Source organism: Escherichia sp. E1V33 (assembly GCF_004211955.1).
Lineage (GTDB): Bacteria > Pseudomonadota > Gammaproteobacteria > Enterobacterales > Enterobacteriaceae > Escherichia.
Genome location: NZ_RHJI01000002.1, coordinates 26,584 through 42,059, shown reverse-complemented (window position 1 = coordinate 42,059; position 15,476 = coordinate 26,584). Strand labels below are relative to the sequence as shown.

Below are 15,476 nucleotides of genomic sequence, written 5' to 3'. Positions count from 1 at the left end.
AACTCACTTCCTAAACTTGTCTATTCTTGATTCATAGTATTGTTACGATTATTAATAACGAGTAAGAGGACTATAGCGGATATAATGATAATTGGAATGCTGCGTGCCCATATGATCACATCACTAAGTCCAATCCCCACAATGCCAAGCATTAATATCAACAAACCCAAAGCTCGTTTTTTATATGCTGTATAAAATAGTGAAAAATAGAGAAAAAGGGTGGAAAAAATTCCTATCAGACCTTTCAGTGATGCTGCTTCAATTATCTCATTATGTAGGTGTACGTTAGCAAAATCTAATGCCCCTCTTAGTCTATTGTTTTCTGCGACTAACAAATTCATACTTTCAGCGCGCGACTCTGCGGATCTAAATGAAAAAGGCGATTTTTTGAATAAGTCAAAACCAATTTCGTACATTGCCAGTCTTGCACCTAAGGAAGTCACGCTATTAGCATTGGTATAACTGTTCAAATCATTCAATGCTTCGTTATAGCGATATTGAATGGGTTTATTAAATATAATTACAACACTGGCCAATATGGCAATTAGTAGAACGATAGCAGAAGTGAATTTTTTTGGGGATTTATTGTAATATGTAATTAGTGCAACAGCACAAATTACAGGGAACAGGAGTAGAGTTGCTCTGGTTTGTGTTAGCGCCAGAACATAAAGTACCGCGCAACTATTTAATAAAAATAAAAAAGGATGGTTTTTTTTAGTATAAAGGATTGCAACACCACTAACTATCCCTATTAGCATAGTTGAATATGCCGCTCCTGTTGCCGCTCCTATACCAAAAGAAATACGGTCATATTCATAAATGCTATTAATATACATTGCATATCCAGCAATTATAAATGACAGTGAATATAAAATGTATAATACACTCTCTTTTTTTGTTTTTAGCTGACTAGTTAGTGCTAAAAAAACAATAAAAGAACCAAATATAAATATCTTGGCAGTATTTAAATAACTATGGTAAGTAGCTCGAAATGGCGAGTTATCTACTTTAAATACAGAATACCAAATTAAATCAAGCAACCCTATAAAAAATATAGAAAGAGGCAGAACAAGATTTTTTATATTGTAATTTTTTTGTCTACCACGTAAAATTAGTGCTAATAAGCAAGTTATAGCAGTGATGTTATACATCTTTATGCTGAAAGTGTTATCGACGAATGCAATTATTAATGAAAAAAAACATAATATATAAGTTATTATCTCTAAAATCATAGATGATTTCAGAGTGTAAGGTTTCCATGAATGAAGTTTAATGAAGGTTGGCATGTTTTACCTTTATAATGATGATAACTTTTCCAAAACTGCTTGACCGTTGAGATTATTTAAACTTTTTCCCGGTGCCATGCAAACTACCTGATTCTTTCCATAACCGCCAATTAATCCCGGGTCTGTAGGCCCATAAACCGTGATATTCGGTCGATCCAGTGCCGCAGTTAAATGGCTCAATCCCGTATCCACAGATACCACAAATTTAGCCCCAGCCAGCACACGGGCAACGCCTTCCAGAGTCATCTTCGGCAGTACGTCGACATAATCAAAGCCTTCTGCCAGCCTTTTTGCCCGCTCTTCTTCATGCGGCGCACCCCACGGTAGTTTAATTCGAATCCCTGAACCAGCCAGTAGACCAATTAATTCTCGCCAGTGCTCTTCCGGCCAGTGTTTATCATCGCGGGTGGTCGCATGGAGGAATACAGCATACTCTCCAGCATCTGGTAGTGGGTTTGTCAGGAAATGCTGCGCAATAGCATAATCGCCCTGGGTCTGCGGTTTGCTATACCCAAGGCTTTTTGCGAACAGTTCGCGGGTACGTTCAACAGCGTGCTGCTGTTTCGCAATATGATGTTTGCGATTGTAAAACAGGCTGGCTAAAGGCTCGCGAGCGGTTTGCCAGTCCATTCCATGCTTAATGCCATGTGCCAGACGTGTCACCAGCGCTGCGCTTTTTACCAGCCCTTGGGCGTCGATAATTGCGTCATAGTTTTTTGCCTGAAGGGCTTCACGAAACGCTTTCCGTTCCGCTTTTATGGGCGCCGAGAACCAGGCTTTTCGCCAGCGACGTATCGCCACCGGAATCACCCTCTCAACAGCGGCGTGCCAGGACGGAATTTGCGCGAAGCCCTCTTCCACCACCCAATCAAATTTAATCCCCGGAATTGCCTGCTGTGCATCAGTAAGTGCGGGCAGCGTGTGGAGGACATCGCCCATCGACGATGTTTTGACGATCAAAACCCGCATCCGTCAGGCTTCCTCTTGTAACAATAGCGCGTTGAGTTCTTCAAGTACGCGCTGGGGAGTAATGTCGATCAGGCTCTGGTGATAACCCTCCGCAGCGTCGCCTTTGCGTACTTTGTGATAGCCGGTAATCAGGCGGATCACGCGTGCTTTATGGGAAAGCGGCGGCGTAAAGTCCGGGCTACTCGGACCATACAGGGCAACCAGCGGACGATTGAGCGCCGCCGCAACGTGCATCAGACCAGAATCGTTAGTGACAATGGCTTTACAGGCGGCTATCAGGATAACCGCTTGATCAAGCTGTGTTTCCCCCGCCAGGTTCCGACACCATGACTGCTGCTCGGTATTCAAAGCGGCAAGAATCTCATTGCCCGCCTCATGATCTTTCGCCGAGCCAAACAGAACCACCTGATAACCTTCATCAATCAGCTGTTTTGCCAGTTCAGCGTAGTGATAGTGTGGCCAGCGTTTTGCTGGGCCAAACTCCGCACCCGGGCAAAAGCCAATCATCGGACGTTCTGATGAAAGCGAAAATTGATTACAGGTATATGATTTTTCACCTTCGCTCACCTGTAACTGCGGCCATAACAATGGCTGCGGCAGATCTTGTGCTGAACGCATAATGCCTTTGTCATAGGCCAGTGCGACATAGCGTTCCACCATTAGCGGCCAGGCTTCTTTATCGAGCACACGCACATCGTTGAGTAAACCGTAGCGCATTTCACCGCGCCAGCCGGTGCGATGCGGAATCCCCGCGAAGAAAGGCACCAATGCGGATTTGAAGGAGTTAGGTAAGACGTAGGCACGGTCGTAGCGTTTTTCGCGCAGACTATGGCCCAGCTTGCGGCGTTCACCGATTTCCAGCGCCCCGTGACCGAGAGGCATAGGGATAGCTTCGTTAACTTCCGGCATCCGCGATAATAATGGACGGCACCATGCCGGTGCCATCACGTCGATTATCGCCTGGGGATAGCGCGCCTGGAGCGTGCGATAGAGACTTTGCGACATCATCATGTCGCCAACCCAAGACGGGCCGATCACCAGTATTTTCATGCAGAGCTCTTATGCGTCGCGATTCAGCCAGGCCATGTATTCCGTTACACCTTCTGCAACGGTTTTGAACGGTTTATCGTAACCCGCCGCGCGCAGATTCGTCAGATCCGCCTGAGTGAACGCCTGATAACGTCCTTTTAGTTTATCCGGGAACGGAATGTATTCGATCTGGCCTTTTTTATGATAAGCCAGCGTTGCATCTGCTACTGCCTGGAAAGATTCTGCACGGCCCGTACCGAGGTTGAAGATGCCGGAAACGCCATTTTCCAGGAACCACAGATTCACATCTGCCACGTCGCCCACGTAGACGAAGTCGCGTTTGAAATTCTCGCTACCCTCGAACAGCTTCGGTGATTCACCGTTATTAAGCTGGGTATTGAGATGGAAAGCGACGCTCGCCATGCTGCCTTTATGGCCTTCACGCGGCCCATAAACGTTGAAATAGCGGAAGCCAACAATCTGCGAGTTCGCTTCCGGCAGGATTTGGCGAACATATTCATCAAACAGGAATTTCGAATAACCGTAGACGTTCAGTGGTTTTTCGTATTCGCGGGATTCAATAAAGTCGGAGGTGCGACCACCGTAAGTAGCTGCGGAAGAGGCGTACAGGAACGGGATTTCACGTTCCAGGCAGTAGTGCAGCAGCTCTTTGGAGTATTGATAGTTGTTATCCATCATATACTTGCCGTCCCACTCGGTGGTGGAAGAGCACGCGCCTTCGTGGAAAATTGCTTCGACATCGCCGAACTCTTCGCCCGCCATAATCTGGATCAGGAAGTCTTCCTTATCCATATAGTCCGCGATGTTCAGGTCCACCAGGTTCACAAACTTGGTGCCGTCTTTCAGGTTGTCCACCACCAGAATATCGGTGATGCCTTTATCATTCAGGGCCTTAACGATGTTGCTGCCGATAAAGCCCGCGCCGCCGGTAACGATGATCATAACTGTAACCTTCGAATTATGGAGTCAGAGACAATCTCAGACACGAATACTTCTATCATATCACTACACGGCGTTGGCTTCAGCCATTCGCCGAAAGTGAGGGTGATGGGCGTTATTTATCCCGAATTTTACAGAAGTGTTAACGCGTCATCTCGTCGCGAACTATAAGTTTGGGTAATATGTGCTGGAAATTGCCCTGTCTGGAGAATCGCAATGCGCGGAGAATTTTATCAGCAGTTAACTAACGATCTGGAAACCGCAAGGGCGGAAGGGTTGTTTAAAGAAGAACGCATTATTACGTCTGCGCAGCAAGCAGACATCACTGTGGCTGATGGAAGCCACGTCATAAACTTTTGCGCCAATAACTATCTCGGACTGGCGAATCATCCGGAGCTGATTGCGGCGGCAAAAGCGGGAATGGATTCTCACGGTTTCGGCATGGCTTCGGTGCGATTTATCTGCGGCACCCAGGATAGCCATAAAGAGCTTGAGCAGAAACTGGCCGCATTTCTCGGCATGGAAGATGCGATTCTCTACTCTTCCTGTTTTGATGCCAACGGCGGTCTGTTTGAAACGCTGCTGGGCGCGGAAGACGCCATTATTTCCGACGCGCTGAACCACGCTTCTATTATTGACGGTGTGCGTCTGTGCAAAGCTAAACGCTATCGCTACGCCAACAACAATATGCAAGAGCTGGAAGCATGCCTGAAAGAAGCGCGTGAAGCCGGTGCCCGCCATGTACTGATTGCCACCGATGGTGTGTTCTCTATGGATGGCGTGATTGCCAACCTGAAAGGGGTTTGCGATCTCGCGGATAAATACGACGCTTTGGTGATGGTTGATGACTCTCATGCCGTCGGTTTTGTCGGTGAAAACGGTCGCGGCTCCCATGAATACTGCGATGTGATGGGCCGGGTTGACATCATCACCGGCACGCTGGGTAAAGCCTTAGGTGGCGCTTCCGGAGGTTACACCGCGGCGCGCAAAGAAGTGGTTGAGTGGCTGCGCCAGCGTTCTCGCCCGTACCTGTTCTCCAACTCGCTGGCACCGGCCATTGTCGCCGCTTCCATCAAAGTGCTGGAGATGGTTGAAGCGGGTAGTGAGCTTCGTGACCGTCTGTGGGCGAACGCGCGTCAGTTCCGTGAGCAGATGTCGGCGGCGGGCTTTACCCTGGCGGGTGCCGATCACGCCATTATTCCGGTCATGCTTGGCGATGCTGTAGTGGCGCAAAAGTTTGCTCGTGAGCTGCAAAAAGAGGGCATTTACGTCACCGGTTTCTTCTATCCGGTCGTTCCGAAAGGTCAGGCGCGTATTCGTACACAGATGTCTGCGGCGCATACCCCTGAGCAAATTACGCGTGCGGTAGAAGCGTTCACGCGTATTGGTAAACAACTGGGCGTAATCGCCTGAGTGAGGATGTGAGATGAAAGCGTTATCCAAACTGAAAGCGGAAGAGGGCATCTGGATGACCGACGTTCCTGAACCGGAACTCGGACATAACGATCTGCTGATTAAAATCCGTAAAACAGCCATCTGCGGGACTGACGTTCACATCTATAACTGGGATGAGTGGTCGCAAAAAACCATCCCAGTACCGATGGTTGTAGGCCATGAATATGTCGGTGAGGTGGTTGGCATCGGTCAGGAAGTGAAAGGCTTCAAGATCGGCGATCGCGTTTCTGGCGAAGGCCATATCACCTGTGGTCATTGCCGCAACTGTCGCGGTGGTCGTACCCATTTGTGCCGCAACACGATAGGCGTTGGTGTTAATCGCCCGGGCTGCTTCGCCGAATATCTGGTGATCCCGGCATTCAACGCTTTCAAAATCCCCGACAATATTTCCGACGACTTAGCCGCAATTTTCGACCCGTTCGGTAATGCGGTGCATACGGCGCTATCGTTTGATCTGGTCGGCGAAGATGTTCTGGTTTCTGGTGCAGGCCCAATTGGTATCATGGCCGCGGCGGTGGCGAAACACGTCGGTGCGCGTAATGTGGTTATCACTGACGTTAATGAATATCGTCTCGAACTGGCGCGCAAAATGGGTATCACTCGTGCGGTTAACGTTGCCAAAGAAAATCTCAATGAGGTGATGGCAGAGTTGGGCATGACTGAAGGCTTTGATGTTGGTCTGGAGATGTCTGGTGCACCGTCAGCGTTTCGCACGATGCTGGACACCATGAATCACGGTGGCCGTATTGCGATGCTGGGTATCCCGCCGTCTGATATGTCTATCGACTGGACAAAAGTGATCTTTAAAGGACTGTTCATTAAAGGTATTTACGGTCGTGAGATGTTTGAAACCTGGTACAAGATGGCGGCGCTGATTCAGTCTGGTCTGGATCTCTCGCCGATCATTACCCATCGTTTCTCCATCGATGATTTCCAGAAAGGCTTTGATGCTATGCGTTCGGGCCAGTCCGGGAAAGTTATTCTGAGCTGGGATTAAAACGAATAAGGGCTGGTATTCCAGCCCTTGAAGCTGATGGCAAACACAAAATTGCCTGATGCGCTACGCTTATCATGCCTACTCGGTTCCTGCAAAATATTAAATTTGCACAATTTGGTAGGACGGATAAGGCGTTTACGCCGCATCCGGCATAAACAAAGCGCACTGTGTCTACAATCTGAAAATCCAAAATACCAGCCCTTTTCCCTGAGGATAATCCGTTAAATATGTAAAGTCCTGTCAGTGTAATAAAGAGTTCGTAATTGCGCTGTTATCTTATATTACTGTTTTCATTATCTCTATAGTCTGAAGCTACTCGCTCACCCGTAAAAATAATATCTCACAGGCTTAATAGTTTCTTAATACAAAGCCTGTAAAACGTCAGGGTAACTTCAGAGGTCGTCGGTAATTTATGATGAACAGCACTAATAAACTAAGTGTTATTATCCCGTTATATAATGCGGGTAATGATTTCAACGCTTGCATGGAATCTTTAATCGCGCAAACCTGGACTGCTCTGGAAATTATTATTGTTAACGATGGAACAACGGATAATTCTGTTGATATAGCAAAGCATTACGCAGAAAACTATCCGCATGTTCGCTTGTTGCATCAGGCGAATGCTGGCGCATCGGTGGCGCGTAATCGTGGGATCGAGGCGGCGACGGGCAAATATGTCGCTTTTGTCGATGCTGATGATGAGGTCTATCCCACCATGTATGAAACGCTGATGACCATGGCGTTAGAGGATGATCTCGACGTGGCGCAGTGTAACGCTGACTGGTGCACCCGTGAAACAGGAGAAACCTGGCAATCCATTCCCACCGATCGCATACGCTCAACCGGCGTATTAACTGGCCCGGATTGGCTGCGGATGGGGCTTTCTTCCCGCCGTTGGACTCACGTTGTCTGGATGGGGGTTTATCGCCGCGATCTCATTGTCAAAAATAACATTAAATTTATTGCCGGATTACATCATCAGGATATTGTCTGGACAACAGAATTTATGTTTAACGCGCTACGTGCGCGATATACCGAGCAATCGTTATATAAATATTATCTGCATAATACGTCAGTAAGTCGCTTGAAAAGACAAGGGAACAAAAACCTTAATTATCAACGTCACTATATTAAGATAACGCGGCTGCTGGAAAAATTAAATCGTAATTACGCCGACAAAATTCCTATTTATCCAGAGTTTCATCAGCAAATAACTTACGAAGCATTACGCGTTTGCCATGCGGTGCGCAAAGAGCCGGATATTATTACCCGCCAGCGGATGATTGCCGAGATATTTACTTCTGGTATGTATAAGCGCCTGATTACCAATGTGCGCAGCGTGAAGGTGGGTTATCAGGCGTTACTGTGGTCTTTCCGTTTATGGCAATGGCGCGACAAAACACGATCGCATCATCGCATTACGCGTAGCGCCTTTAATTTGCGCTAGCGTTAAACTTCGCCGCTTCGGGCTGCTTGCCCCAGCCTTGCCACTGATGCTGAAAGTAAACGATCAGTGTGCTCTGGCTGATGCTTTCGCTTAATACTTCAAAGAAGCGATTCGCATAAACTGGCTTCAGCGGTTTTTTCGGTTTACACAGCTTCACGCCACGGAACGGATTACGCGGTGCATCAGGCACAGTGTTCTTCGGCGGTGTAGACGTATCGACCTGCGGCTGATTCAACAGACTGCTGGCTTTCACCAGCGTAATGTCCGGCGGCAGGTTATAAACCATCTGTTGCAACACGCGTACCGTTGAGGGATGCGGATGACCAATGGCAATGGTCGAACCGTTGCGACGCGCGAGGTCAATTGCACGATTAAACTGCACACGAATATCCGCTTCATTTTGCGAATCGTCGAGGAACACCTTCCGTTTGATCACCTTCACGCCAGTGCCTTGCGCGGCGCGCATCGCCTGGGTATTACCGATGGTTACGCTATCGAGGAAGTAAAGATTGTAACGCTCCAGCGCCTGCATCACTTTCTGCATACCAAACAGGTTAGAGGTCATCTTGCTACCCATGTGGTTGTTGATCCCCACGGCATAGGGCACGTTATTGACCGCGCTACGAATAATGCGCTCAATTTCGTCGCTGCTCATCTCCGGGCGCAGCGTATTTTTCTCCAGCGGCTGTTTACTCAACGGTGCCATTGGCAGATGAATCAACACTTCGTGACCGCTGTTATGCGCTTTGGTCGCCATCTCTCTGGCGTGCGGTGAATCGGGTAATACAGCGACGGAGATAGCGGATGGCATCGCCAGCACCTGGTTTTCGTTATGCGGGCGATAACCAAAATCATCAATGACGATGGCAAGTTTGCCAGCAAGTACGGGGGAGGAGAGCGCCAACAGAGCGGCAAATGCAAGAACGTTACGACGAAATGGAAACAAAACTTATCTTCCCAACCACGGCTGTGGATTGACCGCCTGACCCTGGCGGCGAATTTCGAAATAGAGTGAAGGCCGACCCTGACCACCACTGCTGCCCACCAGTGCAATTGGCTGGCCCGCGCGAACCTGCGAACCAACGCTCACCAGTGCGCTCTGATTATAGCCGTAAAGACTCATATCGCCTTTACCGTGCTCAACCACCACCACCAAGCCGTAACCTTGCAGCCAGTCAGCCAGAATTACCCGGCCATCGGCAATCGCTTTAACTTCAGTACCTTCAGAAGCACCGATAACCATCCCTTTCCAGCGCAGTTCGCCTTGTAGCTGTTCGCCATAGCGATGCAGCGTTGGCCCGCGAACCGGCCAGAATGCCTGACCGCGCGGTGCGCCCAGACCACCGGTACGGGACATCAGCGATTTTTCGCTTTCGGTCGGCTTGTAGGTGGTGCCTTTACGCGTCGCTTCTTTCTGCCTGTCGCGAACTGCCTGAGCCTCACGCGCTTCACGCTCAGCACGCGCTTTCGCTGCCGCTTCCGCGCGAGCAATACTGTTACGCAGACGGGATTCGTTGGCACGCAGTTCACTTAATTGCTGCTGACCTTGCTGGATGGAAGACTCCAGTCCTGCCAGCGTCTTTTTACGCTCGTTCAGCGCCTGAGTCAGTTTCGCCTGTTGGGCGCGCTGCTCATATAGCAGCGTTTGCTGCTCGCTCTGTTTCTCTTCCAGTTCAGCACGCTGCATAGCGACTTCTTCACGCGTTTGCTTCAACTGGGCGATGGTTTCTTGTCGCGCCTGGTTGAGATAGCCGAAATAAGCCTGCAAACGCTGACCGCGCTGGCTTTCTTCACCGCTAAGAATGAGCTGAATACCGGTATGTTCACCCTGACGAAACGCGGCATCCAGTTGCGCGGCGAGGCTGCGTTCCTGGGCGGCTTTTTGCTGCTCCAGTTTGGCAATCGACGCGTTCATCTCATCAATCTGTTTATTCAGTTGATTGAGCGTGTTTTGCGTTTCGCGCAGCTTGCGGGTGGCTTCGGAGATCGCCTCTTCCTGCTTTTTCAGTTGAGCAAGCAGGCTTGAGCGTTGTTGCTGCTGTTGGCGTACCGCGCGCTCTTTCGCGGCGATATCGGCCTGAATAGACTTGAGTTGGTCGCGGTCATCCGCGTGGGCGGAAAACGCGCACAACAATACGCCAGCGCTAAGAACGCTGGCGTAAATGATGGGCCTGACTGCAAACCTGCGCGGTTTCGTGGCCCGTGTCATGGTATTAATCGCCTTTCCCCTCATGGGGAGGGATTATTCCACGATGAACAGCGGCTTACCAGTCATCTCTTGCGGGATTTCCATCCCCATCAGTGACAACATGGTCGGTGCGATGTCAGAAAGTTTGCCGCCTTCAACCGCTTTCACGTTCTTATCACCAACGTAAATCAGCGGAACTGGCAGGTTGGTGTGCGCCGTGTGTGCCTGACCCGTTGTCGGATCGCGCATTTGTTCAGCGTTGCCGTGGTCAGCAGTGATCAGCAGTTGTCCCCCCACGGACTCAACGGCTTTTGTCACTTCTTCAACACAGTGATCCAGCGCTTCAACCGCTTTAACCGCCGCTTCCATCACCCCGGTGTGACCTACCATGTCGCCGTTCGGATAGTTACAGATGATAGTGTCGTATTTGCCGCTCTTGATTGCCGCAACCAGTTTTTCGGTCAGCTCTGCGGAGCTCATTTCCGGTTGCAGGTCGTAGGTTGCGACTTTCGGCGAGTTGATCAGAATGCGATCTTCGCCTTTGAACGACTCTTCTACGCCACCGTTGAAGAAGAAAGTGACGTGGGCATATTTTTCGGTTTCGGAAATACGCAGCTGAGTTTTGTCGTTTTTCGCCATCCACTCGCCGAAGGTGTTAACCAGAGACGCTGGTGGGTAAGCCACTGCGGTTTTGATGTCGGCAGCATATTCGGTCAGCATGACGAAATCGACGTTAACCACTTTCTTACGCGCGAAGCCGTCGAAATCAGCATTTACGAACGCACGAGTGATTTCACGCGCACGGTCAGCGCGGAAGTTCATGAAAATCAGCGCGTCGCCGTCTTCCATTGCCGCATCTGGCTGACCTTCTGCACGAATAACGGTCGCTTTCACGAATTCGTCGTTTTCGTCACGAGCATAAGCAGCCTGCAAACCGGCAACAGCGGTGTCGGCCTGGAATTCGCCCTGCGCCAGAGTCAGCAGGTCATAAGCTTTTTCAACGCGATCCCAACGGTTATCGCGGTCCATTGCGTAGTAACGGCCAATGATAGACGCTACGCGGCCTTTACCCAGCGCGGCAAATTTCTCTTCGAATTTTTTCAGCGAGGATTCAGCACTGCGCGGCGGAGTGTCGCGACCGTCAAGGAATGCGTGCAGGTAGATTTTTTCTGCGCCGCGTTCAGCAGCCAGTTCTACCATTGCCATGATGTGATCTTCGTGGCTGTGTACGCCGCCTGCGGAGAGCAAACCCATAATGTGTACAGCTTTGCCCGCGTTTTTCGCTTTATCTACCGCGCCAGTCAGCACTGGGTTAGCGAAGAACGCGCGATCTTTGATTTCAACGTCCAGACGAGTCAGGTCCTGATACACGATGCGGCCGGCACCCAGGTTAACGTGGCCTACTTCGGAGTTACCCATCTGACGATCAGGCAGACCAACTTCCAGACCAGAAGCGTCGATCAGGGTATGCGGACGATTGGCCCACAGTGCATCCATTACTGGGGTTTTAGCACTAAAAATGGCGTTATCCTGTTGTTCTTCGCGATAGCCATAGCCATCCAGAATCACCAGTACCATAGGTTTTTTAGAAACCGACATTGCGACAACCTCACACTCAAGAGTCAAAATTTGCGTAATTTTACTACAGCTGAATCGATAAAATAGCCTCTGAAGATCAAAATATACGACCGCTCGCTGCAAGCTAGTGCCAGATTTGCGATTTTTTTTCGTCGCGCCCCGCAAAATTGCATTCCAGTGCACGCGCTGGCTGTATTTGCCGCAACGCGCAGGTATACTCGTTTCCTGGTTTTTTTAATCACTACGTCGGGAGTTGTTACCCCCCATGCAAGAAATTATGCAATTTGTTGGCCGTCATCCCATACTGAGTATCGCCTGGATCGCGTTACTGGTGGCGGTTCTTGTTACTACGTTTAAGAGCCTGACCTCGAAAGTGAAGGTGATTACTCGTGGTGAAGCTACGCGTCTGATCAACAAAGAAGACGCTGTGGTTGTGGATTTACGTCAGCGTGATGACTTCCGTAAAGGCCATATCGCAGGTTCTATCAATCTGTTGCCGAGCGAAATCAAAGCCAACAATGTTGGTGAGCTTGAGAAGCACAAAGACAAACCGATTATCGTGGTAGACGGTTCTGGCATGCAGTGTCAGGAGTCTGCAAACGCGCTGACGAAAGCTGGATTTGCGCAAGTATTCGTGCTGAAAGACGGCGTAGCTGGCTGGGCTGGCGAGAACTTGCCTCTGGTGCGCGGCAAATAATTTACCTGCCGTTTTTCATGCCGCAGGTGGTGAGCTGCAATTATGCCCCCAGTGACTTATTGATATAAGCTTCTGGGGACACTCCAATTTGTGCCACCCATGCGACATGAAATCACAGGGTAAAAAACAGGAGCTAAGTTATGGCCAATGTTGAAATCTATACCAAAGAAACCTGCCCGTATTGCCATCGTGCGAAAGCACTGCTGAGCAGCAAGGGCGTGAGCTTCCAGGAACTGCCGATTGATGGCAATGCCGCCAAGCGTGAAGAGATGATCAAACGCAGCGGTCGCACCACGGTTCCGCAGATTTTTATTGACGCACAGCACATTGGCGGCTGTGATGACTTGTATGCATTGGATGCACGTGGTGGACTGGATCCCCTGCTGAAATAACGTGTGAACGTTGGCATTACATTGCGCAGTATTTAAGGACAACACTTAAGGGTTTTCGACACATGTCAGAACAAAACAACACTGAAATGACTTTCCAGATCCAACGTATTTATACCAAGGATATCTCTTTCGAAGCGCCGAACGCGCCGCACGTTTTCCAGAAAGATTGGCAGCCAGAAGTTAAACTTGATCTGGATACGGCATCTTCTCAACTGGCAGATGACGTTTACGAAGTGGTACTGCGTGTTACCGTAACGGCATCCCTGGGCGAAGAAACCGCGTTCCTGTGTGAAGTTCAGCAGGGCGGTATTTTCTCCATCGCGGGTATCGAAGGCACCCAGATGGCACATTGCCTGGGCGCGTACTGCCCGAACATTCTGTTCCCGTATGCTCGTGAGTGCATCACCAGCATGGTATCCCGCGGTACATTCCCGCAACTGAACCTTGCGCCGGTTAACTTCGATGCGCTGTTCATGAACTATTTGCAGCAGCAGGCTGGCGAAGGTACTGAAGAACATCAGGATGCCTGATGAACCAACGTAATGCTTCAATGACTGTGATCGGTGCCGGCTCGTACGGCACCGCTCTTGCCATTACCCTGGCAAGAAATGGCCACGAGGTTGTCCTCTGGGGCCATGACCCTCAACATATCGCTACGCTTGAACGCGACCGCTGTAACGCCGCGTTTCTCCCCGATGTGCCTTTTCCCGATACGCTCCATCTTGAAAGCGATCTCGCTACCGCTCTGGCCGCCAGCCGTAATATTCTCGTCGTAGTGCCAAGCCATGTTTTTGGTGAAGTGCTGCGCCAGATTAAACCGCTGATGCGTCCTGATGCGCGTCTGGTGTGGGCGACCAAAGGGCTGGAAGCAGAAACCGGACGTCTGTTACAGGACGTGGCGCGTGAGGCGTTGGGCGATCAAATTCCGCTGGCGGTTATCTCTGGTCCAACTTTTGCGAAAGAACTGGCGGCAGGTTTACCAACGGCTATTTCGTTGGCCTCTACCGACCAAACTTTTGCTGATGATCTTCAGCAGTTGCTGCACTGTGGCAAAAGCTTCCGCGTTTACAGCAACCCGGATTTCATTGGCGTGCAGCTTGGTGGCGCGGTGAAAAACGTTATTGCGATTGGCGCGGGGATGTCCGACGGTATCGGTTTTGGCGCAAATGCGCGTACGGCGCTAATCACCCGTGGGCTGGCTGAAATGTCGCGTCTTGGCGCGGCGCTGGGGGCCGATCCTGCCACCTTTATGGGTATGGCGGGGCTGGGCGATTTGGTGCTTACCTGTACCGACAACCAGTCGCGTAACCGCCGTTTTGGCATGATGCTCGGTCAGGGCATGGATGTACAAAGCGCGCAGGAGAAGATTGGTCAGGTGGTGGAAGGCTACCGCAATACGAAAGAAGTCCGCGAACTGGCGCATCGCTTCGGCGTTGAAATGCCAATAACCGAGGAAATTTATCAAGTATTATATTGCGGAAAAAACGCGCGCGAGGCAGCATTGACTTTATTAGGTCGTGCACGCAAGGACGAGCGCAGTAGCCACTAACCCCAGGGAACCTTTGTTACCGCTATGACCCGGCCCGCGCAGAACGGGCCGGTCATTATCTCATCGTGTGGAGTAAGCAATGTCGTGTGAAGAACTGGAAATTGTCTGGAACAATATTAAAGCCGAAGCCAGAACGCTGGCGGACTGTGAGCCAATGCTGGCCAGTTTTTACCACGCGACGCTACTCAAGCACGAAAATCTGGGCAGTGCACTGAGCTACATGCTGGCGAACAAGCTGTCATCGCCAATTATGCCTGCTATTGCTATCCGCGAAGTGGTTGAAGAAGCCTACGCCGCCGACCCAGAAATGATCGCCTCTGCGGCCTGTGATATTCAGGCGGTACGTACCCGCGACCCGGCGGTGGATAAATACTCAACCCCATTGTTATACCTGAAAGGTTTCCATGCCTTGCAGGCGTATCGCATCGGTCACTGGTTGTGGAATCAGGGGCGTCGCGCACTGGCAATCTTTCTGCAAAACCAGGTTTCTGTGACGTTCCAGGTTGATATTCATCCGGCAGCAAAAATTGGTCGCGGTATCATGCTCGACCACGCGACGGGCATCGTTGTGGGTGAAACGGCGGTGATTGAAAACGACGTATCGATTCTGCAATCTGTGACGCTTGGCGGTACGGGTAAATCTGGTGGTGACCGTCACCCGAAAATTCGTGAAGGCGTGATGATTGGCGCGGGCGCGAAAATTCTCGGCAATATTGAAGTTGGGCGTGGCGCGAAGATTGGCGCAGGTTCCGTGGTGCTGCAACCGGTGCCGCCGCATACCACCGCCGCTGGCGTCCCGGCACGCATTGTCGGTAAACCAGACAGCGATAAGCCATCAATGGATATGGACCAGCATTTCAACGGTATTAACCATACGTTTGAGTATGGTGATGGGATCTGACGTCCTGTGATCGTGCCGGATGCGATGT

General features: G+C 50.3%; 15 protein-coding genes. 8 read left to right on the top strand and 7 right to left on the bottom strand.

The window, feature by feature from the left end:
• Positions 1-20 precede the first annotated feature (20 nt).
• The 4 genes from D9742_RS01145 to rfaD are packed head-to-tail and all read right to left on the bottom strand — an operon-like array spanning position 21 to position 4,247.
• On the bottom strand, positions 21-1,286 hold the full coding sequence (locus tag D9742_RS01145) for an O-antigen ligase (RefSeq protein WP_130235725.1): 1,266 nt from the start codon (positions 1,284-1,286) through the stop codon (positions 21-23).
• 9 nt (positions 1,287-1,295) lie between these two features.
• Positions 1,296-2,255: a lipopolysaccharide heptosyltransferase RfaC gene (rfaC, locus tag D9742_RS01140; protein ID WP_130235724.1), complete on the bottom strand. Its 960-nt coding sequence runs from the start codon at positions 2,253-2,255 to the stop codon at positions 1,296-1,298.
• Between the two features lie 3 nt (positions 2,256-2,258).
• Positions 2,259-3,305, bottom strand: a complete 1,047-nt coding sequence (gene rfaF / locus D9742_RS01135; protein ID WP_130235723.1) for an ADP-heptose--LPS heptosyltransferase RfaF — start codon at positions 3,303-3,305, stop codon at positions 2,259-2,261.
• A 9-nt stretch (positions 3,306-3,314) separates the two neighbouring features.
• Positions 3,315-4,247 carry an ADP-glyceromanno-heptose 6-epimerase gene (gene rfaD / locus D9742_RS01130; RefSeq protein WP_000587764.1) on the bottom strand — a complete coding sequence of 311 codons (933 nt, stop codon included), beginning with the start codon at positions 4,245-4,247 and terminating at the stop codon, positions 3,315-3,317.
• Positions 4,248-4,460: 213 nt separating this feature from the next.
• Here rfaD and kbl point away from each other — a divergent pair, with 213 nt between their 5' ends.
• The 3 genes from kbl to waaH all read left to right on the top strand — a co-directional run bounded on the left by kbl (position 4,461) and on the right by waaH (position 8,143).
• A complete protein-coding gene (gene kbl / locus D9742_RS01125) occupies positions 4,461-5,657 on the top strand; it encodes a glycine C-acetyltransferase (protein WP_130235722.1) in 1,197 nt (398 codons plus the stop codon).
• 13 nt (positions 5,658-5,670) lie between these two features.
• Positions 5,671-6,696 (top strand): L-threonine 3-dehydrogenase, encoded by a 1,026-nt coding sequence (gene tdh, locus D9742_RS01120; RefSeq protein ID WP_130235721.1) that lies wholly within the window; start codon positions 5,671-5,673, stop codon positions 6,694-6,696.
• Between the two features lie 412 nt (positions 6,697-7,108).
• A complete protein-coding gene (waaH, locus tag D9742_RS01115) occupies positions 7,109-8,143 on the top strand; it encodes a UDP-glucuronate:LPS(HepIII) glycosyltransferase (protein ID WP_130235720.1) in 1,035 nt (344 codons plus the stop codon).
• On the opposite strand, the gene D9742_RS01110 is transcribed toward waaH, so the two are convergent.
• Genes D9742_RS01110 through gpmM form a run of 3 tightly spaced genes read right to left on the bottom strand, consistent with a single transcriptional unit; the run spans position 8,130 to position 11,930 of the window.
• Positions 8,130-9,089 (bottom strand): divergent polysaccharide deacetylase family protein, encoded by a 960-nt coding sequence (locus D9742_RS01110; RefSeq protein ID WP_130235719.1) that lies wholly within the window; start codon positions 9,087-9,089, stop codon positions 8,130-8,132. The genes waaH and D9742_RS01110 overlap by 14 nt on opposite strands.
• Before the next feature lie 3 nt (positions 9,090-9,092).
• Positions 9,093-10,352 carry a murein hydrolase activator EnvC gene (envC, locus tag D9742_RS01105; protein ID WP_240780491.1) on the bottom strand — a complete coding sequence of 420 codons (1,260 nt, stop codon included), beginning with the start codon at positions 10,350-10,352 and terminating at the stop codon, positions 9,093-9,095.
• Between the two features lie 33 nt (positions 10,353-10,385).
• Positions 10,386-11,930: a 2,3-bisphosphoglycerate-independent phosphoglycerate mutase gene (gene gpmM / locus D9742_RS01100; RefSeq protein WP_130235717.1), complete on the bottom strand. Its 1,545-nt coding sequence runs from the start codon at positions 11,928-11,930 to the stop codon at positions 10,386-10,388.
• Between the two features lie 244 nt (positions 11,931-12,174).
• Between gpmM and D9742_RS01090 the strand changes: the two genes are divergently transcribed.
• The 5 genes from D9742_RS01090 to cysE all read left to right on the top strand — a co-directional run bounded on the left by D9742_RS01090 (position 12,175) and on the right by cysE (position 15,448).
• Entirely contained in the window at positions 12,175-12,606 is a 432-nt protein-coding gene (locus D9742_RS01090; protein ID WP_130235715.1) for a rhodanese-like domain-containing protein, read from the top strand.
• Between the two features lie 140 nt (positions 12,607-12,746).
• Entirely contained in the window at positions 12,747-12,998 is a 252-nt protein-coding gene (gene grxC, locus D9742_RS01085) for a glutaredoxin 3 (RefSeq protein ID WP_000024392.1), read from the top strand.
• Positions 12,999-13,060: 62 nt separating this feature from the next.
• Positions 13,061-13,528: a protein-export chaperone SecB gene (gene secB / locus D9742_RS01080; protein ID WP_000003377.1), complete on the top strand. Its 468-nt coding sequence runs from the start codon at positions 13,061-13,063 to the stop codon at positions 13,526-13,528.
• On the top strand, positions 13,528-14,547 hold the full coding sequence (gene gpsA / locus D9742_RS01075) for an NAD(P)H-dependent glycerol-3-phosphate dehydrogenase (protein ID WP_105289412.1): 1,020 nt from the start codon (positions 13,528-13,530) through the stop codon (positions 14,545-14,547). The genes secB and gpsA overlap by 1 nt, the downstream gene beginning before the upstream one ends.
• 79 nt (positions 14,548-14,626) lie before the next feature.
• On the top strand, positions 14,627-15,448 hold the full coding sequence (gene cysE, locus D9742_RS01070; RefSeq protein WP_001277561.1) for a serine O-acetyltransferase: 822 nt from the start codon (positions 14,627-14,629) through the stop codon (positions 15,446-15,448).
• Positions 15,449-15,476: the final 28 nt, after the last annotated feature.